Origin of the sequence: Tritonibacter sp. SIMBA_163 (assembly GCF_046535935.1) — a bacterium.
In the GTDB taxonomy this organism is placed as follows: Bacteria; Pseudomonadota; Alphaproteobacteria; order Rhodobacterales; family Rhodobacteraceae; genus Epibacterium; species Epibacterium scottomollicae.
In genome coordinates this window covers 1-273 of the sequence record NZ_JAWJBP010000421.1, presented here as the reverse complement: position 1 = coordinate 273, position 273 = coordinate 1, and the positions used below count along the sequence as shown (strand labels likewise).

At 50.9% G+C, this 273-nt stretch carries 1 pseudogene; it reads left to right on the top strand.

Going from position 1 to position 273, the window contains the following annotated elements:
• Positions 1-273, top strand: a pseudogene (locus tag R0J92_RS22975) (DNA polymerase); the annotation flags it as partial.

Genomic DNA, 273 nt, shown 5'->3' with positions numbered 1-273 from the left:
ACGTCTGGCGGCGAAAGGTGTTAAAATCAAACCGGGTATGGTTATCGGTTACATCGTTCTGCGTGGTGACGGTCCGATCTCTAACCGTGCGATCCTGGCGGAAGAATACGACCCGCGTAAACACAAATACGACGCGGAATACTACATCGAAAACCAGGTTCTGCCGGCGGTTCTGCGTATCCTGGAAGGTTTCGGTTACCGTAAAGAAGACCTGCGTTGGCAGAAAACCAAACAGACCGGTCTGACCTCTTGGCTGAACATCAAAAAATCTGG